Origin of the sequence: Streptomyces sp. NPDC048254 (genome assembly GCF_043201895.1) — a bacterium.
Lineage (GTDB): Bacteria > Actinomycetota > Actinomycetes > Streptomycetales > Streptomycetaceae > Streptomyces.
In genome coordinates, this window is record NZ_JBICZJ010000024.1 from 1 (window position 1) to 15052 (window position 15052).

Sequence of the window (15052 nt, forward strand, 5' to 3'; positions counted from 1 at the left end):
ACAAGCGCGACTACATCTTCAACGGCACCCTGACCGTCACCGCGATCGTCATCTGGCTTCGCGACATCGTCCAAGAGCCATCAGAAGGGCCCTAGGGCTGGAACTTGTCGTCTGCTGCACCAAGGAATGCCGCTCAGTGCACTTTTCGTGCCTTGAAGCTGCTCGGGATGCGGATCATCGAAGCTGGACACAGCGGGTCCGGGAAATCGCCGAATTCGAGGCTGAATTCGAGAAGGCCGTACGGCCGCCCTTGGTCGAGGGACTCGCCACACCAAGGCTGCCGGATGCCGGTATGCGCAGCCCGGAAGGACCGCAGCTTGCTATCGCGCCCCGCGCAGAGCAGAGCCGTCGGCATGGGTGCCGCAGAGCCGGTGGGTGAGCACGGCGTGTCGGCGATGCGCTCTGTTCAGGACGGCGGCCGCGATCGCGACCCCCACCATTGGGGCCTGCAGGTAGACCCACAGGAAGCCGAGCCGCCCGGAGAGCACAGCAGGCCCGAACTGGCGTGCCGGGTTTTCCGATCCTCCGGTTGTGGTGCCCAGCAGGGCGATCGCCGCGCCGATCAGGAAGCCGACCAGCCAGGGAACCAGCAGCGCCAGTTTCGGGGACCGCAGGAAGAGCCCGACGAGGTAGATGATGACCCCCGTGCTGACGGCCTCGGCCAGGAACAGCCCGCTGGCGGACCAGCCGACGCCGGGCTGCAACGCGGCGTCCAGCACCGGCGGGTTACCGACCACCGGCCCCAACAGCGCGCGGGCGGCAAGGACTCCGAGTACGGACCCGACGAGTTGAGCGACGATATACGGAAGGACCGAAACTCCCGGGAAGACTCCGAGGCGCCACATGGCCAGGGAGACCGCTGGGCTGATGTGCCCTCCCGAGATCCGGCCCGGTCGACTGCGAATGAGCCCTACGAGAAGCAGGCCTACAGACAGTCCGGTGATCAGCAGTTTCAGGTGGATCTGCGGGATCGCGTCGGAGATCGGTGAGGGCCCGGCGATCCAGCGCACGATCGTGACCACACCGAAGAGGAGCACCGCCGTCAGGAGGCATTCAAGGGCACTGTGTCCTGCGATGACCGCCGGAGTGGGTGCGGTGGCCGTCTGGTTGGGTGCTGTTCGTCGGCTGGGTGGTGTGGCGGCTTCAGTCATGGGTCTTGGAATTGCCTGTGAGCGTACGGGGCCGGATCGGTGCGGTAGGGCGGGCCTCCGACTGGCCGTGGTCCTCCAGCGCACCGCCTGTATGGGGAGTGGGTGTCAGCCGCAGGATCTGGGTGGTGGCGAAGGGCAGCAGGTCGTCGTGTCGGTCCGGTAGTGCGATCACCAGGGTGCTGTGCGGCAGGGCGCGGCGCACGCCCGTCAGCATCCGCACGGCCGTACGGTCGTCGAGGCCGGCCGTCGGTTCGTCGAGCAGGAGGACCGCGGGCGTCCGCAGGACCGCTCTCGCGATCACCAGGCGGCGTCGCTGCCCCTGCGAGAGCGCACCGCCCAACGGGCCCGTCGGAGTGCCGAGGGGCAGCTGCTCCAAGGCGGCGGCCGCCAGCGCGGCCCGAAGCGTGTCGTCGTCCGCGCCCGGGGCGGCCCGCCGGAGGTTGTCGGCGACGGTCGCGTCGGCAATCCAGTCTTCGGCTTCGACGAGCGTGAGTGAATCGGCGATCGCATGGGCGGGCAGGGACTCGACAGGTACGTCACCGAGCAGCACAGATCGGGGGTTGGCGGAGGCGATGCGTCCTGCCAGGGTCCCTAGCAGGGTGCTTTTCCCGCTGCCGTTGGGCCCGGTGACCATGACGACGCTGCCGGGCTCGATCACCGCGGACCACCGGGTGCGGGCGTCGCCGATACCGACGGGCACGTGGCGTGCCACCAGGGCTCCCGCCGCGCCCGCGAGCGGCGCCCCCGGAGCGGATGTGGTCGGCAGCTCGTCCGGGAGGGCGCGGTTCGCAAGATCCGTCAGCCGCTGGGCGGCGTCGGTGGCCAGACCGTGGTCACGGAGCACCTGAGGGAGCGTCTCCATCAGCTCGTACGTGGCCGCGACCAGCAGCACTTCGCCGATGGCGTCGGCAGCCGGCTGCGTGAAGACGGGACCGGACAGTGCCAGGACCAGGACCGTCGTCTGACCGGCCACGGCCAGCAGCCGTAGCAGCAGCCGGGACCGGCGCATCACCGACGCAGCCGCGGCCTCGGCACGCCGGGCCCGGCCGACCGCATCCGCGACCTGATCACGGACCAGATCGACCGCGTCCAGGCAGCGCAGCTCCGGAAGCGCGGAGCGTGCGCTGAGCAGCGAGGTGCGTGCGGCGGCCCACGCTTGTGCGGCCGTCTGCTGATGGCTGCGGGTCCGCCGCTCGGCGGTCACTGCCGTGGCTGTGGAGAGCGCGAGCAGCAGCAGTTCGGTCGCACCTGACGGCGGACTCGCCACCATGAGCAGAGAGACGACGACGGCGGCGGTCAGGCCGATCCCGGCCAGCGGCGGGACGACCTGGCCGGGGATCCCGCCCACCGCGGCGACGTCGCTGGTGAGCCGAGCCATCAGGGCGCCGTCACGGTGGCCGCGCAGTTCGCGTGCCGGGACTGTGGTCGCGGCGCGGACCAGCCGTGAGCGCAACGAGACGGTCGCGTCGAGCAGGGTGCGATGGCTGACCAGACGCTCCGAATAGCGCAGACCGGTGCGGCCCAGGGCCAGAGCGCGGACCGTCCCCGAGGGGTACATCCACGACCAGGTGGTGTTCGCCTGTGCGGAGACCACCGCACAGGAGGTCAGGAACCAGCCGGACACCCCGAGCAGACCGGCGGCGCACAGTTCGGCGGTCCCCGCGAGCACCGCCGCCAACAGCAGGTCCCGGCGTGTCCGTTGGTCCGCCGCTGTCCACAGCAGCCTGAATGCGGTCACAGTGTCTCCCTGATCGGGGACACGCGCCCCTGGTCCAGCCGCACGATGTCGTCGGCGATGTCGAGCAGTGCCGGACTGTGCGTCGTGAGCAGCACGGTGCGGGTGCGCGCGAGCGTCCGGATCGCCCCGATGACGCGGGCCTCGCCCTCCGGGTCCAGATGGGCGGTGGGTTCGTCCAGGCACAACAGCGGCGTGTCGCGGAGCAGCGCCCGGACCAGCACCAGTTGTTGCATCTGTCCGGAGGACAGTCCCCAGCCGCGTTCGCCGACCCGGGTTGCCAGCCCCTGGGGGAGTGCTGCCAGCAGGTCCTCGAAGCCCAGTGCCACGAACGCCGCGGTCAGCTGTGCGTCGTCGGCGTCGCGCCGGGCCAGCAGCAGGTTGTCGCGCAGCGTGCCCGGGAGGAGGTAGGAGGGCTGTCCGGCCCATGCCGTCATGACCGGGGAAGCTTGCAGGGTCGCGGAACCGATGGTGTGCAGGCACCAGCCGCGGTCCGGTTCGCGCAGGCCCGCCGCCACGGAGAGCAGGGTTGTCTTTCCGGCGCCGCTGGGCCCGCCGAAGGCCACGATCGAACCGGGCCGAACGGTCAGCGTGACGTTGTCCAGGGCCGCGTGGTCGCGGCCCGTGTATCGGACCCCTACGTTCCCCAGGATGACACCGGCCGGGCCCGACAGCCCCGGTCGACGCGCAACGGGCACTCGGGCCGGGCGCCCCTCGGCCGGTGCGGCCGGAACCCGGTCGATGAGGTCCGCGATCAACTCGGCTGCCGCGGAAGCTTCCGCCCGGGCGTGATACCCGCGGGCCAGTTCCCGGGCGGGGGCGAAATACGCCGGGGTCAGGACGAGGACGAACAGCGCCGTGCCCAGGCTCATGGTGGAGGGGACCACCGGCAGGTCGAGGTAGCCGAGGAGGGCGAGTCCGCAGTACGTGGCGACGACGGCCATGGCCACGGTGATGAGAAGCTCGATCCACGCGGTCGAGAGGAACGCCACACGCAGTACGGTCTGGGTGCGCCTGGCCAGCTCCCGGTCGGCTGCCTCGGTGGCGCGTACCGCTTCTTCACCGGCTCCGAGGCCGACGAGCGTGGGCAGTCCGCGCAGCTGGTCCAGCAGGTCGGTGCTCAGCCTCCGGGTGGCGGTGAGCTGGGCGTGCACGGCGGCGCGGGTGCCCAGGCCGATCACCTTCAGGTTGAACGGCAGCAGTGGGGTGGCCAGCACCAGCATCAGTGCGACGGCCCAACTTGCCACCAGGACAGCGGTCAGGATGATGCCGCTTCCCAGCAGCATCGCCCGCCGGGCCGGGATGTACGTCGTCAGCCATGGGCTCAGCCGGCCCACCTCGCTGTCCAGCGCCTCACCGAGCGCGGCGTCGGACACCTCCGCGGGGGGCGTGCCCGTGGACGGGAGTGTGGCCAGGAGCAGGCGGGCGCGAAGGTGGCCCTGAACGGCCGCCGCCCCGTCGTCGGCGACTCGGTCCGCCGCGGCCAGCAGGACCGCGCGCAGCACCAAGCCGGCGGCGACCAGAGCCGCACCCGAGAGCACAGGAGCCAGGGCCACGCCCCCGTGCGGGGAGTGCAGTGCGGCCTCGGCCGTCCAACCCAGCCCCGCCGCCCACATCACATGGCCCACAGCCGCCAGCCCGCGCAGGGTGCCGGCTCGCCGGAACGCGGGTTCGCCGACCGCCGCCCATTGAGTCAGCAGTTCCGCCGCCCGCTGCTGGTCTTCGTCGTCCCGGCCGAGCCGGGCCAGTTGGTCGGGGACGTCGGTCACGGTCACTGTTCGCCCGCCTGGAGGTCGAATTCGCCGGCGGCAGACGAGCGGCGATCGGACCGGATCCACACGGCGAGCGCGGTCACGGCGAACAGTGCGACACCGACCCGGTCGATCCACACCCGCACCCCACCGAAGATGTCCTGTGAGACGGCGGCCACCGCGACGGCCAGGACGGTCAGGAGCACGCGCCGGGCGACAACGACCGCCCACGGACCCTCGCTCGCGGGTGGTGCCAACGGCGCGGACTGCTCGGCGGCATCCGCGGTGTCCGACGGGCCCGCCGCGTCCGGGTACGCCGGTGGCTGGGCGAACTTCCCGCGGAAGACCCACCACGCGTAGATGTTGTAGGTCAGGACGACCGGCATGCACCCGCCCACCCCGATGACCAGGAACAGCTGCGACCCGTGCGGGCTGGCGGCCGCGTGCACGGTCAGGTCGGGCGGTACGACCACGGGGGCGGTGGCGGCGACGAGCGCGAGCAGGCCCGCGGCCTCCGTTCCGGCCACGGCGGCGAACGGACGCCAGTCGGGCCGGCGGCCGAAGCCGTACCAGGCGATCGCCGCGCAGACCACGGCCACCACCACCGCGAGGCCGAACAGGGTCGCGCGGAGCGGCTGGTCGAAGGGCAGGTGCTGCGGGTCGGCGAGCGGGAGCCCGAATCCCAGGACCAGGCCGGCCACCGCTACCGCGAGGATCAGCGGTCGGCCCAGTCGGCCCGCTCGCTCGTGGGCGGTCCCCATGGTCTTGTCCTGCAGCCAGGCGGCGCCCGCCAGCAGATAGACGGCCACAAGCCCCAGGGCGCACAGCATGCTGTAGGGCGTCAGCCAGTCCCAGGTGCCCCCGGAGAACACCCCACCACGGTGGGGCAGTCCGGACAGGACGCCACCGGCCACGAGGCCCTGGCACACAGTGGCCACCAGCGACGAGATGCCGAAGACGAGGCCCCAGCCGCGCCGGTACCCGGAAGCGGCGCTCTGCAGCTCGATGGCCGTGCCCCGCAGCACGATGGCGAGCAGCATGACGATGAGCGGCACATAGACGCCGGGCAGCACGGTGGCATAAACCCCGGGCAGGCCCGCCCACAGCACCACACCCGCCAGGATGAGCCAACTCTCGTTGGCGTCCCAGGCGGTCGCGATCAGCTCGTTGTACTCCTCGCGCCGCTGGTCGCTGCGGTCGAACAGGCTCAGGATGCCGATGCCGAGGTCATAGCCGTCGAGCAGGACATAGGCGCCGAGTGCGAGCAGGACCAACGCGTATGACGCGAAATCAAGCATGGCTGGTCTCCGTGGGGTGGACGGCGGCGCTGGCGTCGGTCACCAGGTGCTCGGGGCCGGTGCGCACCGTGCGGACGATGTAGCGGATCCACAGCCCGAGCAGCAGCGCGTAGACGGCGACGAACCCGATGAGGCTGGCGATCGCCGCGCCGAGGGAGAGGTGGGAGACGGCGTCACTGGTCCGGATCAGGCCGTAGACGACCCAGGGCTGCCGGCCGGTCTCCGCGGTGATCCAGCCGCCGCTGATGGTCACGACACCGGCGGGGGCCATCCAGACCATCAGCCGGTGGAACCGCCGGGCCGTGAACAGCCTGCCGCGCAACCGCAACACCACTCCGGCGAAGGCCATGCCGAACATCGCCAGGGCGGTGAAGTACATCGCACGGAAGCCGTAGAAGGCGGACCACATGTTGGGGCGCTCGTCCTTCGGTGTCTGCAACAGTCCGGGGACATGCGCCTTTCCGGACAGGTCCTTACCGATGACGGCGCCCAGGTGCGGTATCTCGACATGGAATGTGTTCTCGCCCTTGTCCGTGTCGGGCACCACGAGCAGGTTGTAGCCGTTGTTGTCGGTCTTCCAGTTGCCTTCGAAGGCCTCCAGTTTGGCGGGCTGGTGTACACCCATGAACGCGGCGGTCGCGTCGCCCACGTACAGCTGTATGGGCATCAGGACGGCCAGCACTCCTAGGGCGATGGACAGGGTGCGGCGTGCGAAGGGCAGCGCGCGCTGCTTGACCAGGTACCAGGCGGCGATCCCGCCGATGAACCAACTGGCGCTGATCAGCACCGCGAGCAGGATGTGCGGGTACCGGTAGGAGAATGCCGGGTTGAACAGCACGTGCCACCAGTTGCTGGCCCGGAACTGACCGTCGACCTCGGTGAACCCTGCGGGGTCCTGCATCCAGCTGTTGGCGGACAGGATCCACGTCGTGGACAGCAGGGTGCCGACGACGAGCATCCAGCAGGCCAGCGCCATGGTCCGGGGGCGCACGCGGCCGTCGCCGTACAGCATGATGCCGATGAACCCGGCCTCCAGGAAGAAGGCCGTGATGACCTCCATTCCGATCGTGACACCGAGGATCGGACCGACCGCATGGGCGTATCTTCCCCAGTTGAGGCCGAACTCGAAAGTCATCACGGTACCGGCGACCACGCCGAGACCGAAGCCGACCGCGAATATCTTCTTCCAGAAACGGAATATCTGGAGGTACAGCGGATTCCCGGTCCTGAGGTGGGCCGTGTACATCACGGCCAGGAAGACCGAGAGTCCGACGGTCAGTGCGGGAAAACTCATGTGGAAGACGGCGGTGATGGCGAACTGCCATCGAGAGATCTCCACCACTGCGGGCGAGGCCACGGCGTTTCCTCTCGGTCGAACGAGTCCTGGGGGGCACCGTAGGGCCGGTTGACGGGCGTCCTTTGCCTCCCGGCGCATCTCTGGTGTTCTGGCAGCGCAATACGCACCATGCGGTGCGGCACGGTTCAATTCCGGCCCGAAAGCAGTGCGCTCATGGGTCATGGGCGGTGCGTTCTCGGTCAACCGGCTTTTGCCGGCCGCCCCTACGGTGTCCGTCGGCTGTGCCCGTACGGCGCCTGAGACATTGCCGGATGAAAGGTGTCCGCGTCCTCATTCCGGCATGGACTCCCATGAGCGCTGCACCGTCATCGAAAGACCGCCCAGGACCGGATTCGGCCTGGGCTCCGTTCGCCGCGCGTGTCTTTCGCGCACTGTGGATCGCGCAGCTGGTCTCCAACATCGGCAGCTGGATGCAGACGGTCGGCGCCCAGTGGTTGTTGATCGGCCACGGCGCGGCGCTGGTGACACTCGTCCAGACCGCCTCCGGCCTCCCCGTCGTACTGCTGGCGCTGCCCTCGGGTGTGCTGGCCGACCGTTACGACCGCCGTACGGTGCTGCTGGCCGCTCAGTTCGCGATGCTCGCCGTCTCTACCGGGCTGGCGGTGCTGGCCTTCGTGGGCGCCCTCACCCCGGTGTTGCTGCTGGGCCTCACCTTCCTCCTCGGATGCGGAACCGCCCTGATGGGCCCGGCCTGGCAGGCGATCCAGCCGGAGCTGGTGGAACGCCGCCGGCTGGCGCAGGCGGCTGCGCTCGGCGCCGTGAACATGAACCTGGCCCGCGCCCTCGGCCCGGCCCTTGGCGGCGCGGTGGTCGCGGCAGCGGGCGCAGGCTGGGTCTTCGCCTTCAACGCCGCCTCCTACCTCGGCATCGCGGCGGTTCTCCTGCTGTGGCGGCGGCCGTCGGCTCAGGCGCCCGCGGTCCAGGGCGAGAAGCTCCTGACGGCCCTGCACGCCGGCCGCCGCTATGTGTGGTCCGCGCCCGGCGTCCGCCGAGTCCTGCTGCGGACCGTGCTGTTCATCCCCGGCGGCGCCGCCCTGTGGTCACTGCTTCCCCTGGTCGCGAGCCGCCGGCTGGGCCTGGGCTCGGGGGGCTACGGGCTGCTGCTCGGCGCGGTCGGTGTCGGAGCAGTGGGCGGTGCCTTCGTGCAGCCCGCCGTCCGCCGCGCTCTCGGCGCCAACGGCATCCTCGCCGCTGGGGCCCTCGTCTTCGCCGGAGTGCTGGCGGTGCTCGCCACGGTCCGTATCCCCTGGCTCGCAGTGGTCGTGCTGCTGCCCGCCGGCCTGGCCTGGATCGGCGTGCTGTCCACCCTCAACGCGGCCCTCCAGACGCGGCTGCCCGGCTGGGTCAGAGCCCGGGCACTCGCCGTCTACCTCCTGGTCTTCCAGGGCGGGCAGTCGCTCACGGCACCGTTGTGGGGCGCGCTGGCCGGCACGCTGGGGCTGACCGTCTGCCTCTTGGCCGGCAGCGGTGTGCTGCTGGCCGGCGCGGTGAGTGTGCGCCGCTGGCCGCTGCACGGCACGGACGCTATCGACCCGACCCCGTCCGACCACTGGCCCGTACCACCCCTGGTGTTCGAGCCCGGACCGGCCGACGGCCCCGTGCTGGTCTCCGTCGCCTACCGGGTCGCCCCCGGCAGCAGGGCCGCCTTCACCGACTGCATGGGCCATGTGGCCCGCTCACGTCGGCGCACAGGGGCCCTCACCTGGGGTCTTTACCAGGACGGCAACGATGCGGACCGGTTCATCGAGAACTACCTGGTCGCCTCGTGGTCGGAGCATCTCGCCCAGCACCACAGCCGGCTCACGGCCACCGACCGTCGCTACGAGGAGCGGGCCCGCCGCCTGCTCGTCGAGGGCACAGCGCCGGAGGTGACCCATGCCTTCGATGCCGCCGCGGGCCCTGTGCTGCCCGAGACGGAGAAGTCGGCCGATGTGGCGTCCCGGGCGCTCGGGCCGGTTGACTGACTCTCAGTCCAGCCTGCCGGTGAGCTCGGCGAGGACGCGGTCCATGTCGATGTGGAGACCCTCCGTCCCCGGGGGCACGAGCGAGAAGGTCTGCTGCAGGAACGCGGCGACGGCTGACGCCTTGATGTCGACGAGCGCCGCGCCGACGGCGGACCTCAGGACGATGCGCACAGAATCCGGATGGCAACGGTGCCGGGGAAGCACGTGCACGTCCCCGGTGCCGGTGGGCCGGCGCAGGCCCTCCATGAGCAGCGAGCGAGCGAACACCCAGTCCACCGGTCTGGCCGCGGGTGCGCCGATGGAGAGTCGGACGGCGTAGGGGTCGGTCATGTCGTAGTGCAGCTCCGCGGGCAACGGAGTCGGCAGCTCCGCCGGGACACTGACGTGCACTGTCACCCTGCACATGATCGAGGGAAGAGGCTGTGTCATTTATTCCCCAACAACGGCTGCATGAGTGGATTTCCTGGGAAAGACCCTAAAATCCCGCCGCTGACGCAGCTTGTCGAAGAACGCATGAAAGGTGGCCCGAGAAAGAACGGAGCCGTTTCAGCGTCGATGAGCCGGGTGTCGCGCCATTCACAGGGGACACCCCGCACGCGGCCCGGAACACCCGGCTGAAATGCGCGGCACTGGTGACACCCCACCGGTGCGCCATCGCGGCGATCGTGGAGCCTTGCCTGTGGCCAGGGCCGGCGGGGCGGCCCATTGATCGCCCGTGGGGTTCATCGTGGCGAGCCGAAGTGGTGCTCGGCGTCCCTGGGCTCACCGGTCAGCGCTGCGGCGTGCAGCAGCAGGGTCATCCGGGTTGTGGCTGCGGCCTATGGCCGCGCGCACCACCGCTGGGCGGCTGTGGCGAGGCCGGCGATCGAGCGGGGGCCAGGAAGAGGTGCAGGGGCGTGCCGTCCTTTCCGAACAGCGAGGCGCGAAGACCGGATCGCGCCGTCGAAGTCGCCGGCCGCTGCGGCGGCGGTACCGGCTGCCCGCAGCAGGCGTGCCTGTGTGGCGCGGTTCTCCTCCAGGCCGGCCGCAGTCCAGGCCGGGTTCGCCGGGAGGCCGGCCGGCCTCCCGCGCGGGGCACTCAGGGGCCGCCGCAGAGCCTCGGCGCCGACGAAGATCCGGCGGCTGCCCAAGCACATCGCTCGTCGGCTCGACACGCTCCTGGAGGCTCTCGCCTGCACGGATCAGCCCGGTCAGTTCGACACCCCGGACGCTGAGGTCCTGCTTGGCATCGCCGAAGCGGTGCGCCACCGCCGACCGGTCTCGATCAGTACACAGACGCGCGGCCCCTGTCCGGCTCATTCGAGGCGCCCATTGAGCAGATCCGCGCCCGTCTTCCCGCCGGTGTCGCGAGCCTGGATGAGCACGAGCCCCGCGGCAGGCGGGGACCGGGCGACCGAGCGCCGGCGGCGCATCGAGCTGAGGGCGGAGCGGTTCGACTGGTTGCCTGGGGTACTCGCCTCACTCGGCCGGACGTTCGTCATCGAGCGGCCCGGTGAACGTCGTGGCCTCGTTGGCGCGTTCGCCGGTCGCCTCGCGTCCTACGCCCGCCAAGCCTGACGGCGAGGAACCATCACTCAGCCGTGCGCCGTTCGCCGGACAGGCCTTGAAGCTGCCAGTCGCGAGGCGCTATGCCATAAGCGGCACGGAAAACCCGGCTGAAATGGCTGGGGCTCACGAAACCCCAGCGTCGGGCGACGGTCGCCACCCCGAGTCCCAGAGCCGGGGACCGCAGAAGATCCCGGCGGCACCGCTCCAGCCGCTCGGTCCGGATCCATTCCCCGACGGTGGTTCCCTCCGACTGGAACAACTTGTGCAGGTAGCGCACTGAAATGAAGTGGGCGGCGGCGATCACGGTGGGCGACAGGTCCGGGTCGGAGAGGTTTTGCAGGATGTGGTCCTTCACTCGGACCATCATGGCCGCGGCGGTTTCGGGAGCCTGAGGCGCGAAGCGGCCGCTGCGCTCGTTGAGGAAAAGTGCCAGCAGGTCGAGCCCGGTGGCGACGACCTGACGGCCGACGAAGTCGTCGAAGCTCGCTGCTTCGAGCCCCATCCGCGCGAAATAGGCCGAGACCAGTGCGGCACTTCCGCCGCGATCCGAGAACGCTCTCGCAGTCAACGCCTGCAGGTCCTCGTCCCGCACGCGAAGCTCCTTCCGGGGGAACTGAAAGGAGGTGAAGCAGGCCTCGCCCTGCACTTTCTTTCTGAAAAATCGAGACGAATCAGAAATGGAGAAATCTCCGGGCTTGATCAGGCACTCCCTCCCGTCCTGCTCCTTGACGGCGCTGCCTGTGCGCTGAAGCGTGAGGATGAGGAATTCCTTCCCGTCCCGGGCTATCAGGCGCTTGCTGCGCGTCACCTCTTGCGGCCAGGCCTGGACGTCCGACACCTGAGTGGCACCCCATTGGCGGGTGACGATTCTTCCCGGCGACGGATCCTGCTCCAGGATATTGACATCGAGCGGTACGAACGCCTGAGACACCGCTTCATGCCAGCGCTCTATCCGGGCGCCTGCGGATAGCGCCGCGGTGGAAAGGACGACGGACATCTGGCCCCCTTGACATCCTGATCGACAGGTGGTTCGGATCCGGTCACCGGACAGCCCGACAGCGAAGATCCGGTGTGCCTTCCAGAACACCGTGCCAGCCGGCCTGGGCCGGCACATCGCGTGAATCCGCTAGATCCAGGGGTGCCGGACCGAGATGCCCGTCACTTGACGGCTCCGCTGGTGGCGCCGGCGGCGACGTAGCGCTGAGCGACGACGAGCAGTACGGCGGCTGGGACGGACGCCATGACTGTGGTGGCCATGACGGCGTTCCACTGGTTCGTGTGGGCACCGATGTACTGGTAGATGCCCAGGGTGATCGGCCGCACGGTCTGTGTCGTGGTCAGTGTGAGGGCGAAGAGGAAGTCGCTCCAGGTGAAGAGGAAGGTGAAGACGGCGGCAGTGATCAACCCGTTCGTGCTCACCGGGAGCACCACGGAGCGCAAGACACGCAGTCTGCCGGCCCCGTCCACGCGCGCTGCCTCGATGATCTCCCTGGGAATGCTCTGCATGGACGTACGCAGGATGATGATCGCGAAGGGGACCCCGGCCGTGGAGTCGGCGAGGATCAGGCCGAGGTAGGAGTTCAGGAGCCCCAGGTCGTTGTAGGCGCTGTAGAGCGCGTTGGCCACGACGATGCCCGGCACCATCTGTGTGATCAGGATGCCGAAGAGCACGAGGTTGGCTCCGCGGAGGCGGAACTGAGCCAGCGCGTAGGCCGCCGGCGCGGCGAGCCCCAGACTGAGGGCGACGCTGCCGAGGGCTACGACGAGGCTGGTGACGAGGTTGCGCCCCTGATCGCGCAGCGCGGTGACGTATCCACTGAGGTCCGGATGGAACGGGAACCAGTCTCCCCGCAGGGTGTTCCCCGCCGGCTGGAGCGAGGCGTTCACCATCCAGTAGACGGGAAACAGCATCAGCGCGAGCAGGGCGATCCCGACCACGGTGGACGGCCGGCCACGGCCCGGTGCGCGCTTCACGGGGTCACCTCTCAGATGTTCCGAGCGCGCCGGTTGGCGCGCAGGTAGACGACGGCGAAGACGAGAGAGATGACAATGAGCACGTTGCTCATCGCGGCACCGCGTCCGAACTCGAACTGCTGAAAAGACAGCTCGTAGGACTGGGTGGCGAGGGTCTCCGTGGCGCCCGCCGGTCCCCCGCCCGTCACCACGAGGATGATGTCCAGCACCTTGACCGTGTAGACCACGCCCAGCACCAGCACGACGCTCACCACGGGCCGCAGCAGCGGCCAGGTGACATGGCGGAACGACGCCAGCGGGCCGGCGCCGTCCAGCTTCGCCGCCTCGTACAGGTGCGTGGGGATGTCCTGCAGGCCGCCGTACAGGATCGCGGTGTTGAAGGGGATTCCGACCCAGATGTTGATGAGGACCACCGACACCAGCGCCTGTGAGGTGCCGGTGAGCCAGGGGACGCCGGACGACGAGAGATGGAGGCCGCGCAGTGCTGCGTTGACGACTCCCGTGTCGGGGTCGAGCATCCACCTCCACGTCGTTCCGGAGACGACCAGCGGCAGCAGCCACGGCAACAACAGGAGCGAGCGCAGAACTCCGCCGAGCGGGAAGCGGCGCTGGAAGAACAGGGCGAAGGCCAGGCCGAGTGCGAACTGCCCGACGATCGAGCCGGCGGTGAACAGGACCGTGGTCAGCAGGGTCTTGGAGAACGGGTCCGACGCAAGGATCTTCGAGTAGTTCTGCAGTCCCACGAACGGCGCGGCACCCGTGTAGAACGTCGTGGTCGTGTACTGCTGGAAGCTCATCACGATGTTCTTGGCGATCGGGTAGCCGAAGAACAGCAGCAGGTACGCCGCGGCGGGCACGATGTACATCCACTGGGCCAGCCGCTCCCAGAAGCGCGCCCGGGCCGGGTCAGTCACCGGTCGCGATCTGCTGGGCATGCCTGAGGGCTTCCTCCGGTGTCTGCTCGCCCGTCAGCGCGGACTGGATCGCGGTGTATATCCCGGTCGCCGCCTTGGGCCACTTGACGCCGAGCTGGCTGGTACGGGACCGGGCCGCTTCCACGCTCTTGACGAAGGCAGCCATCGACGGGACCTGCTCTGCGTACTCGGAGGCCACGGTGGAGCGGGAGGGCACGGTGAAGTGCTGCTTGGCCAGGGCGAGCATGCTGGAGGAGTCGTTCAGGCAGGCGAGGACCTGGGCGGCCTTCTCCTGCCGGGCCTTGGAAAGGCTCTGCGGGACCGTCCACACCTCACCGCCGAGCGGCGTGACCGGGGTCTGCCCAGTTTTGGGAACGGGGATGGGGGCCACTCCCCAGTGCAGGTTCTTGTCCTTGTCCAGGGCCGGGATCCGCCACGGGCCGTTGATCATCATGGCTGTCTTTCCGGCGGCGAACTGATCGTGGACGTCGGCCTGCGTCCAGTTCAGCACCGACTTGGACATGGATCCGCTCTTCACCAAGTCGACCCACAGCTGGAGCGCCTGCGCGGCCTGCGGAGTGTCCAGTTGCTTCTCGTCCCCGCCGTTGGACCACAGGAAGGGCAGGAACTGCCAGCTGCCCTCGAAAGTGGCGTTCGCGTCGACCGCCATGCCGTAGCGCCCGGGACGGGTCAGCTTGGCCGCTGCAGTCTTCAGTTCGTCCCAGGTCCTCGGTACGGCGACACCGGCCTTGGCGAGCATGTCCTTGTTGTAGAAGAGGGCGACCGTGCTGACGTAGGGCGCCAGACCGTACACCTTTCCCTTGTAGGTGCCCGCCGACAGGATGCCGTTGGCGAAGCCGCTGGAGTCGACGCCGTACTGGTTCAGCGGGGTCAGCGCGCCGGTCTGTGCGATCTGCTGCAGGTCGGGGTTGTCGAGCATCAACAGGTCGGGAAGGGTCCGCGACGACGCCTGCTGCAGGACCTTGGGGATGAGCGACGCCCCCGGAACGCTCGTCTGCTCGACCTTTACGCCGGCGGCCTTGCCGCAGGCGGTGAGTATTTCGCCCCATTGGCTGTGTTCGGGTTCGTCGGTGTAGTAGTCGAGCGCCGTGATGGACGTGACCTTGCTGGTGGCGGATCCGGAGCCGGTTCCGCCACCACAGCCGGTGGTGGTCAGTACCAGGGCGATGGCTCCGCTCAGGAGGGCGGCTGTCCGCCGCGCCGGCGGTCTGGCCGGTGAGATCATGCTGGTGCCTTTACCGAGGGACGTCTGTGGCCGGGATCGGTGGCGCAGGCGTGGGCGGATTCGGACTCCGGGGGGGGTGCGGTTGAGATGGCCCATACCGGCATCTTCCGTTCG

12 protein-coding genes and 1 pseudogene are annotated in these 15052 nt (G+C 69.4%); 2 read left to right on the forward strand and 11 right to left on the reverse strand.

Translation table 11 applies throughout. From position 1 onward, the window contains the following. Nucleotides 1-320: 320 nt before the first annotated feature. From ACGFZQ_RS44275 to ACGFZQ_RS44295, 5 genes are all read right to left on the reverse strand, one after another. The gene (locus ACGFZQ_RS44275) at nucleotides 321-1076 is read right to left on the reverse strand and encodes an MIP/aquaporin family protein (RefSeq protein WP_393845345.1); all 756 of its coding nucleotides are present in this window, start codon (nucleotides 1074-1076) and stop codon (nucleotides 321-323) included. Between the two features lie 67 nt (nucleotides 1077-1143). Further along, nucleotides 1144-2889, reverse strand: coding sequence for an ATP-binding cassette domain-containing protein (locus ACGFZQ_RS44280; RefSeq protein WP_393845230.1), 1746 nt, complete (start codon nucleotides 2887-2889; stop codon nucleotides 1144-1146). After that, nucleotides 2886-4655, reverse strand: coding sequence for an ABC transporter ATP-binding protein/permease (locus ACGFZQ_RS44285; protein ID WP_393845231.1), 1770 nt, complete (start codon nucleotides 4653-4655; stop codon nucleotides 2886-2888). Before ACGFZQ_RS44285 ends, ACGFZQ_RS44280 begins: the two co-directional genes overlap by 4 nt. Before the next feature lie 2 nt (nucleotides 4656-4657). Beyond that, the gene (locus ACGFZQ_RS44290; protein WP_393845232.1) at nucleotides 4658-5935 is read right to left on the reverse strand and encodes a cytochrome d ubiquinol oxidase subunit II; all 1278 of its coding nucleotides are present in this window, start codon (nucleotides 5933-5935) and stop codon (nucleotides 4658-4660) included. Further along, nucleotides 5928-7292 (reverse strand): cytochrome ubiquinol oxidase subunit I, encoded by a 1365-nt coding sequence (locus ACGFZQ_RS44295; protein ID WP_393845233.1) that lies wholly within the window; start codon nucleotides 7290-7292, stop codon nucleotides 5928-5930. Before ACGFZQ_RS44295 ends, ACGFZQ_RS44290 begins: the two co-directional genes overlap by 8 nt. A 290-nt stretch (nucleotides 7293-7582) precedes the next feature. Here ACGFZQ_RS44295 and ACGFZQ_RS44300 point away from each other — a divergent pair, with 290 nt between their 5' ends. After that, nucleotides 7583-9256 (forward strand): MFS transporter, encoded by a 1674-nt coding sequence (locus ACGFZQ_RS44300; RefSeq protein ID WP_393845234.1) that lies wholly within the window; start codon nucleotides 7583-7585, stop codon nucleotides 9254-9256. Between the two features lie 3 nt (nucleotides 9257-9259). Here ACGFZQ_RS44300 and ACGFZQ_RS44305 read toward each other — a convergent pair whose 3' ends face one another. Then, a complete protein-coding gene (locus ACGFZQ_RS44305) occupies nucleotides 9260-9661 on the reverse strand; it encodes an SsgA family sporulation/cell division regulator (protein ID WP_225102584.1) in 402 nt (133 codons plus the stop codon). A 70-nt stretch (nucleotides 9662-9731) separates the two neighbouring features. Next, nucleotides 9732-9962, reverse strand: coding sequence for a helix-turn-helix transcriptional regulator (locus tag ACGFZQ_RS44310; RefSeq protein ID WP_393845235.1), 231 nt, complete (start codon nucleotides 9960-9962; stop codon nucleotides 9732-9734). A 338-nt stretch (nucleotides 9963-10300) separates the two neighbouring features. On the opposite strand from ACGFZQ_RS44310, the pseudogene ACGFZQ_RS44315 reads away from it, so the two are divergent. Beyond that, nucleotides 10301-10813, forward strand: a pseudogene (locus tag ACGFZQ_RS44315) (transcriptional regulator); the annotation flags it as partial. A 13-nt stretch (nucleotides 10814-10826) separates the two neighbouring features. On the opposite strand, the gene ACGFZQ_RS44320 reads toward ACGFZQ_RS44315, so the two are convergent. The 4 genes from ACGFZQ_RS44320 to ACGFZQ_RS44335 all read right to left on the reverse strand — a co-directional run bounded on the left by ACGFZQ_RS44320 (nucleotide 10827) and on the right by ACGFZQ_RS44335 (nucleotide 14938). After that, nucleotides 10827-11801, reverse strand: coding sequence for a helix-turn-helix domain-containing protein (locus ACGFZQ_RS44320; protein WP_393845236.1), 975 nt, complete (start codon nucleotides 11799-11801; stop codon nucleotides 10827-10829). A 161-nt stretch (nucleotides 11802-11962) separates the two neighbouring features. Beyond that, the gene (locus ACGFZQ_RS44325) at nucleotides 11963-12778 is read right to left on the reverse strand and encodes a carbohydrate ABC transporter permease (protein WP_393845237.1); all 816 of its coding nucleotides are present in this window, start codon (nucleotides 12776-12778) and stop codon (nucleotides 11963-11965) included. An 11-nt stretch (nucleotides 12779-12789) separates the two neighbouring features. After that, the gene (locus ACGFZQ_RS44330; protein ID WP_393845238.1) at nucleotides 12790-13713 is read right to left on the reverse strand and encodes a carbohydrate ABC transporter permease; all 924 of its coding nucleotides are present in this window, start codon (nucleotides 13711-13713) and stop codon (nucleotides 12790-12792) included. Then, entirely contained in the window at nucleotides 13685-14938 is a 1254-nt protein-coding gene (locus tag ACGFZQ_RS44335; RefSeq protein WP_393845239.1) for an extracellular solute-binding protein, read from the reverse strand. Before ACGFZQ_RS44335 ends, ACGFZQ_RS44330 begins: the two co-directional genes overlap by 29 nt. Nucleotides 14939-15052 lie beyond the last annotated feature (114 nt).